We start from the raw sequence: 7,592 nt of genomic DNA on the forward strand, positions 1-7,592 counted from the left end.
TCCATAGTATGTATCACTGTTGCGTGGAGGGCCAGAGGGTGGGCGGAGCTGTGTGCTGACCGCCCGGTCAGCGCAGTGAGCGGGCCTCGGCGTCTCCCGGCCGCTCGAACTGTGTACGGTGCAGCTCCTCGTACCGGCCTCCGGCGGCCAGCAGCTCGTCGTGCGTGCCCCGTTCGACGACCCGGCCGGCCTCGATGACCAGGATCAGGTCCGCGGCCCGCACCGTCGACAGCCGGTGGGCGATCACCAGGGCCGTACGGCCCTCCAGGGCCTCGGCCAGTGCCTCCTGGACGGCCGCCTCCGAGGTGGAGTCGAGGTGCGCCGTCGCCTCGTCCAGGATCACCACCCGCTGACGGGCCAGCAGCAGCCGGGCGATGGTGAGCCGCTGGCGTTCGCCGCCGGAGAGGCGGTAGCCGCGCTCGCCGACCACCGTGTCCAGTCCCCCGGGCAGCGACGCGACCAGGCCGTCCAGACGGGAGCGGCGCAGCGCGTCCCAGATATCCTCCTCGGTGGCCTCCGGCCGGGCGAGCAGCAGATTGGCGCGCACCGACTCGTGGAAGAGGTGCCCGTCCTGGGTGACCATGCCGAGCGTCTCCCGGATCGAATCGGCCGTCAGGTCGCGTACGTCGACGCCGTTCAGCCGCACGGCGCCGGCATCGGTGTCGTACAGCCGGGGAAGGAGCTGTGCGATCGTGGACTTCCCGGCTCCTGACGAGCCCACGAGTGCCACCATCCGGCCCGGCTCCGCCGTGAAGGAGACGTCGTGCAGGACCTCGGTGCCATCCCCCGTGTCGAGCGTGGCGACCTCTTCGAGTGACGCGAGGGACACCTTGTCGGCGGAGGGGTAGCCGAAGGAGACCCCGTCGAACTCCACGGACACCGGCCCGTCCGGTACCCGCCGGGCGTCGGGCTTCTCGGCGATCAGCGGCTTCAGGTCGAGGATCTCGAAGACCCGCTCGAAGCTGACCAGGGCACTCATCACCTCGACCCGGGCCCCGGCCAGGGCGGTGAGCGGTGCGTAGAGCCGGGTGAGGAGCAGGGCCAGGGCGACGACCGCCCCGGGCTCCAGGCTGCCCCGCAGCGCGTAGTAGCCGCCGAGCCCGTAGACCAGCGCGAGGGCCAGGGCCGAGACCAGGGTGAGCGCCGTGATGAAGGTGGACTGCAGCATCGCCGTACGGATGCCGATGTCACGCACCCGGCTCGCGCGGGAGGCGAATTCGGCGGACTCGTCGGCGGGGCGTCCGAAGAGCTTGATGAGCGTCGCCCCCGGTGCCGAGAAACGCTCGGTCATCTGGGTGCCCATGGTGGCGTTGTGGCCCGCGGCCTCCCGCTGGAGATCGGCCATCCGCGTGCCCATCCGGCGGGCGGGAACGACGAACACCGGCAGCAGCACCAGGGCGAGCAGTGTGATCTGCCAGGAGATCGTGAGCATCACGGCCAGGGTCAGCAGCAGGGTGACGAGATTGGAGACGACGCCGGAGAGTGTGTTGCTGAACGCCCGCTGGGCGCCGATCACATCGTTGTTGAGGCGACTGACCAGCGCGCCGGTCCTGGTGCGGGTGAAGAAGGCGACGGGCATCCGCTGGACGTGGTCGAAGACGGCGGTACGCAGATCGAGGATCAGCCCCTCGCCGAGGTTGGCCGACAGCCACCGGATGAGGAGCCCGAGCCCTGCCTCCGCCACGGCGATCAGCGCGATCAGCAGTGCGAGCCGGGTGACCGTCCCGGCGTCCTCGCCGTCCACGATCGCGTTGACGACCCGGCCCGCCAGCACCGGTGTGGCCACCGCCAGCAGGGCGGTGACCACACTGACGAGCAGGAAGCGGAGAATCCTGCTCCGGTGCGGGCGGGCGAACGACCCGATCCGGCGCAGCGTGGCCCTGGAGAGGGGTCTGCGGTCCTTCTGCGCGTTCACGGTGCTGTGCAGTGAGTTCCAGGCGGTGACTTCCATGTCCATGCTGTGCCTCCGGAAGAGTCGGTCGGTATGAGTGGCACGCTAGGACCTCAAGCAACCTTGAGGTCAAGCGTCCCCGGCCGGCTGCACCCGTCGGCGCGTTCAGCGTGCCCGTACGGTCGCGATGATCTCCCGGTCCGGCTGCAGCGTCAGCGTCGGTACGGGGCCGACGTCGCCCGGGTCCACGTCCAGCTCGAATCGGCGCGCCAGGACGGCGAGGATCAGCACCGCCTCCACCATCGCGAAGCGTGTACCGAGGCAGACCCGGGGGCCACCGCCGAACGGGAACCAGGCGTACTCGGGGATCTCGTCGCCGTCCTCCGCGTCCCAGCGCTCCGGGCGGAACGCCTCGGGCTCCGGGAACCACCGGGCGTCCCGGTGCGTGGCCCACTGGCTGCTCCACACCCGTGTGCCCTCCGGCATCGGTATGCCGCCGATCCGGGCGCCCTCCTTGGCGATCCCGGTGACCAGCCAGATCGTCGGATACAGCCGGAGGGTCTCCTTCACCACCGCCTGGGCATAGGGCAGTTGTGCGTAGTCGTCGATGCCCGGCTCACGGTCGCCGAGGACCCGGTCCAACTCCTCGGTGAGCGCCGCCAGGGCGTGCGGAGTGCGGGAGAGCAGATACCACGCCCACACCAGCGTGGAACTGGTCGTCTCGTGGCCCCCGATGTACAGCGTGACGGTCTCGTCGCGTATCTCCTGGTCGGTGAGGTGCGCCCCGGTCTCGTCCACCGCGGTGAGCAGCCGGCTCAGCAGATCGGGACGCTCCCCGTCGCCGTCCCGATGGCGGGCCACCACGCGCCCGACCTCCGCGTCGATCACCGCGGCGGCCTTCTTGATCCGGGCGCGCCCCGGAGTCGGCACCCAGTCGGGCAGGACGGCGCCGAGGCCGCTGAACTCCTTGCCGATCTCCTGCTGGGCGATGTCCATGGCCCGCCCCATCGACTCCGCGTCGGCCGGTGTGTCCACCCCGAAGATGGTACGGACGGCGATCTTCTGCGTCAGGGCCGCCATCTCCCGTTTGATGTCGACGCGTTCACCGCCCGACCAGGTGTCGGCCAGCTCCACCGCGCACGCCGTCATGGTGGAGGCGTACGACTTCACCTGCTTGGGCCGCACCGAGGGCTGCACCAGCGACCGCTTGCGCCGCCAGTCGGTGCCGCGCGCGACCACGACACCGTTGCCCATGACCGTACGGAAGGCGATGCCCAGCAGAGGCTGGTCGAAGGTGCGTTCAGTCTCGGTGAGCAGCTCCCCGATGCACTCGGGATCGGCGACGAAGACGCAGTCGTTGCGGCCGAAGCGCCAGCGGACCATGTCCCCGTATCCGCGCAGGCGCTCGAAGAAGGCCAGAGGGGTCCTTGCCGAACTGCGGCAGGCTCCCCAGCAGGGGGAGGCCCCTCGGGCCCTGGACGAGCCGGTGACCGCGCGGCTCGGCGTCGAGGGCCGCACCGGTTTCCGTGGACATGGGGAACTCCCGTCATCTGCCGTGCGCAGTACGTGAGTTGCTGAGCCTAATGCCAGTCGGCCGTGGGTTCGAAGTGGGGATCTCAGGGCGGGGGCCCGTCATGCCCCGGGGGCCGCAGGCGGTGTCCTGCGGCCCCCGGGCCCGGTGCTGCGCGGTCAGACCCCCGGCGGCACCCGGGAAGGACGTCCGCCGCCGCGGGTGAGGCCGTAGCCGAACACCGCCGCCAGCGCCGCGAGTACGCCGCCGCCGACGGTCCACAGCCAGCGGGCCGTCCACCAGCCGGATGACCAGCCGTCCTCCGGCTCACCGGCGGCAGGGGCGCTGCCCTGTGCCGAGGCGACCGAGACGCCCGGCACCAGGGGCTCGGCGAGAGAGCCGTCCACGTCGTGGGCGCCGCCCTGGCCGGCGGAGGTGACCTCGGTCTCGACGTGGACCGGCAGACCGAGGTCCTCCTCGGCCAGGCCGACCACCGTCAGGCGTACGTAGTAGGTGCCCGGCAGCGGGTCGGACGCCCACGGCTCGGACCAGGCGCGGACCGTACGCAGCACACAGGACAGCTCGACGGTGCCCGCGTCCGGTGCCGCCTTCCTGGTCTGGTGGCCGTACATGCAGGCCTGCCGGCGGCGGAGCCCGTCGTACACATCGACCTGCCACGTCGACGCGCCGTGCCGGGTGGCGCTCTCCGGCAGGCTCACCTTCGCGCGGACGGTGGGACGTTGTCCCGCGTCGGCGGGGAAGGCCCAGTACAGGTAGTCACCGGTGGACGCGTCCGCGGTGGCCGTCTGCTCCTGCTGGATCGGCGTGGCGGTACGGAAGGTGGTGCCGGCCTCGGTCGGTCCTGCCGTCCCGTCGTCCTCCGCCGGGCTCGTGCTCGCGGACGGGTCGTCGGCGACGGCGGGTCCCGCCGAGGTGAGCAGGGTGACGGCGGCGAGGAGCGCGCCCACGCATCCGCGCCTCAGGGTGTTTCTGCGGGTGGTACGCATCAGTTGGTCCTCCATACGGCAACGCGCCAGCGCGAGATCCAGCCGAACAGCAGACCTGCGATCAGTCCGGTCAGCACCATGACACCGAGCAGCCACCAGCCACGGCCCAGGCCGAAGGCGGCGACGTCGGCGGCGTCGTCGGGAGCGTCCACCACATCGATGGTGAGCTCGACGGGCATGCCGGGAGTGGTCTTCACGGACGGGGGAGCGGAGAAGGCGTTGCTGAGCTGGAGACAGACGGGCTCGGCGGCGGGCTTCGCGTCGGAGTCGTTGTCGTCCTGTTCGGGCTTGGGGTAGCGAAGCCCCGTGGAGATGGCGTCCGTACGTCCCGCACCGGACTCCGAGCCCCGTACGATCTCGCGGCCGTGGGCGGTCACCGCGCGCAGCAGGACCCCGTAGTCGTCGTCGACGGCGCGGTCCGCCGCCACACTCACCGAGGCGCGCAGCTCCTGGCCGGGAAGGACATCCACCCGGTACCAGCGGTGTCTGCCGATCTCCTGGCGGTCCGTGTAGAGCCCGGCCTTCAGCTCGGGGGCCGCGGAGCAGCTGCCCGCGCCCTCGGTCGCCACGGGGGTGACGACGGGTTCGGCGGCGCGGTCCACGAGCTGTTTGACGCGCCCGGAGAGTTCATCGGTGTGCTGGACCGCCGTGTAGGTGCCGCCGGTGGCCTCGGCGATGCAGGTCAGCTGCTGCCGGATCTTGGCGTTCGGCACCAGGCCCAGCGTGTCGATGACGAGGTGGATTCCCCGCGCGGCGATGTCGCGCGCGACCTCGCAGGGGTCGAGCGGTCCGCAGGTGTCCTCGCCGTCGGTGATCAGGACGATCCGCCGGGTGGCGTCCCCGCCGTCGAGGTCGTCGGCGGCACCGAGCAGGGCGGGCCCGATCGGGGTCCAGCCGGTCGGCGCCAGGGTGGCGACGGCGGTCTTGGCCTCGGTGCGGTCGAGCGGGCCGACCGGGTAGAGCTGCTTGGTGTCCTTGCAGCCGACCTTCCGGTCGTCGCCCGGATAGTCGGCGCCGAGAGTACGGATGCCGAGCTCCACCTCCTCGGGCACCGCGTCCAGGACGTCGTTGAACGCCTGCTTGGCGGCGGATATGCGGGACTCGCCGTCGATGTCGCGGGCGCTCATGGAACCGCTGACGTCCAGAACCAGTTCGACCTTGGGCGACGCGGCGGTGGAGGGTTCGTCGGCGGCGGCCGGAAGGGCGGTGCCGAGCCCGGCGGCCAGGGTGGCGAGCAGGACGCACACCCCGGCCGTCAGCCGTTTTCTTATGATCATCGCCGGATCCTATTGAAGATCCGCGGTCATCCCCAAAACGCGTGTGCCGGAAGCGATTTCGGGACGCCTCTCATCCGCCGAGCAGAGGCTCCGCCGCCTTGTCCAGCACCGAGCCGACGCGCTCCCAGGTCTCGGTGTCGCGTTCCACCGCCGGGAGTTCGGCGTCATCCGACTTCGCGTTCCAGCGGGTCGCGATGGCGACCGGGTCGTCGCCGCCCGCCGCGGAAGCGGCCAGCGCCGCCGCGCCGAGCGCGACCAGCTCGCCGCTGCCCGGCACGATCAGCGGCCGGCCGGAGAGCCGGCGCACGGTCTCCACCCATGTGCGGCCCTGGGCGCCGCCGCCGATCAGCCGCAGCGGACGGCCGGCGACCTCGGGGCCCGCCGGGTCGAGGCCGCACGCCCGCAGGAGTTCGTCGAGCGCCCGCAGCACGGTGAAGGCCGCGCCCTCGTACGCCGCGCCCAGCAACTGCTGCGGTGTGGAGTCGTGCCGGAGCCCGGTGAGCAGCCCGGAGGAGGTCGGCAGGTCCGGGGTGCGCTCACCGTCCAGGTACGGGAGGAGGACGGCCTCGCCGCCGGGCGTCGCGTCGTCACGGTGCAGGCCGAGCAGGGTGGCCACCTTGTCGACGGCCAGGGTGCAGTTGAGGGTGCAGGCCAGCGGGAGATACGTACCGTCCGCCGCTGCGAAACCGGAGAGGGCCGTGGACGCGGGGCGGGCCAGGGACGCGGCGAAGACCGTGCCCGAGGTGCCGAGGCTCAGGACGGGATGGTCCAGCAGTCCCGCACCGCCCAGGCCGAGGCCCACCGCGGCGCTCATGTTGTCGCCGGTGCCGGCGGCGACGGCGATCCCGGCCGGCAGGCCGAGCGCCTCCGCCGCGGTCTCGGTCAGGGAGCCGATCCGGGTCCCGCCCGTGGGGGCGACCTCCGGCAGCATGGAGACGTCCAGGCCGAGCCGGTCCAGGAGCTCCGGGTCGTAGGCGCCCGTGGCGGTGGAGTACCAGCAGGTGCCCGACGCGTCTCCCGGGTCCGTCGCGGCGACGCCTGCGAGGCGCTCCGTGAGGAAGTCGTGGGGCAGCCGCACTGCGGCCGTCTCCTCGGCGTTCGCCGGGTCGTTCTCACGCAGCCACCGCCACTTCGTCGCCGTCATCGACGCGACGGGCACCGTGCCGGTGCGCGCGGTCCACGCCTCGGGGCCACCCAGCTCGGCGACGAGCGCGGCGGCCTGTGGGGCGGAGCGCGTGTCGTTCCACAGGAGGGCGGGACGCAGCGGACGGCCGGTCCGGTCGAGGGTCACGAGGCCGTGCTGCTGACCCGCGACGGCGATCCCGGTGACCGAGGACGCGGAGAGCCCGGACTCCTTGAGTCCTGCCGCGACGGCGTCGCACAGTGCCCGCCACCAGACCTCGGGGTCGGTCTCGCGCGCGCCGCTCTCACCTGTGACGACGTGCTGGGCGCGGCCGACAGCGAGCAGCTCACCGGTCTCGGTGTCGGTGACTGCAGCCTTCGTGGACTGGGTGGAGCTGTCCACGCCGATGACGACGGTACGCGGCGGCATGGGCTACCTCTTCTCGTGCGGTTTTCCGGCAGTGCGGGTTTTGGCAGTGCGGGTTTTGGCAGTGCGGGTTTTGGGAGTGCGACAAACAAATTACGTGATCGATGGCGTCCGGAACAGGGGCGGCCCTCGTTTCGCCCTCCGGGGGGTTACGTCCACGTGGTGGCGTGTGCATAATTAATCATGTCAGTGAACAAATAGGCCCGGGGTGATGACGACGGCTCCGGACCCCGGCAGGCGAAGGCGGACACACCATGACGGATCGCTTCACCCCCACCCCCGCGGACAGGTTCACCTTCGGTCTCTGGACCGTGGGCTGGCGTGGCAACGACCCGTTCGGTGACGCGACGCGTCCCGC

At 71.7% G+C, this 7,592-nt stretch carries 4 protein-coding genes and 1 pseudogene; all 5 read right to left on the reverse strand.

Features of this window, described 5'->3' with window-relative positions; translation table 11 throughout:
- Nucleotides 1-67: 67 nt before the first annotated feature.
- On the reverse strand, nt 68-1,957 hold the full coding sequence (locus ACIREO_RS26605) for an ABC transporter ATP-binding protein (RefSeq protein ID WP_404114544.1): 1,890 nt from the start codon (nt 1,955-1,957) through the stop codon (nt 68-70).
- A gap of 99 nt (nt 1,958-2,056) precedes the next feature.
- Nucleotides 2,057-3,425: pseudogene (locus ACIREO_RS26610) on the reverse strand (cytochrome P450).
- 155 nt (nt 3,426-3,580) lie between these two features.
- Nucleotides 3,581-4,408, reverse strand: coding sequence for a hypothetical protein (locus tag ACIREO_RS26615; RefSeq protein ID WP_404114545.1), 828 nt, complete (start codon nt 4,406-4,408; stop codon nt 3,581-3,583).
- Complete coding sequence (locus ACIREO_RS26620; protein WP_404114547.1) at nt 4,408-5,685, reverse strand: VWA domain-containing protein; 1,278 nt, start codon at nt 5,683-5,685, stop codon at nt 4,408-4,410. The genes ACIREO_RS26615 and ACIREO_RS26620 overlap by 1 nt, the downstream gene beginning before the upstream one ends.
- 70 nt (nt 5,686-5,755) lie before the next feature.
- Nucleotides 5,756-7,237 carry a xylulokinase gene (gene xylB, locus ACIREO_RS26625; protein ID WP_404114549.1) on the reverse strand — a complete coding sequence of 494 codons (1,482 nt, stop codon included), beginning with the start codon at nt 7,235-7,237 and terminating at the stop codon, nt 5,756-5,758.
- Nucleotides 7,238-7,592 lie beyond the last annotated feature (355 nt).

The organism is Streptomyces sp. NPDC102441 (genome assembly GCF_044765585.1).
GTDB lineage: Bacteria > Actinomycetota > Actinomycetes > Streptomycetales > Streptomycetaceae > Streptomyces.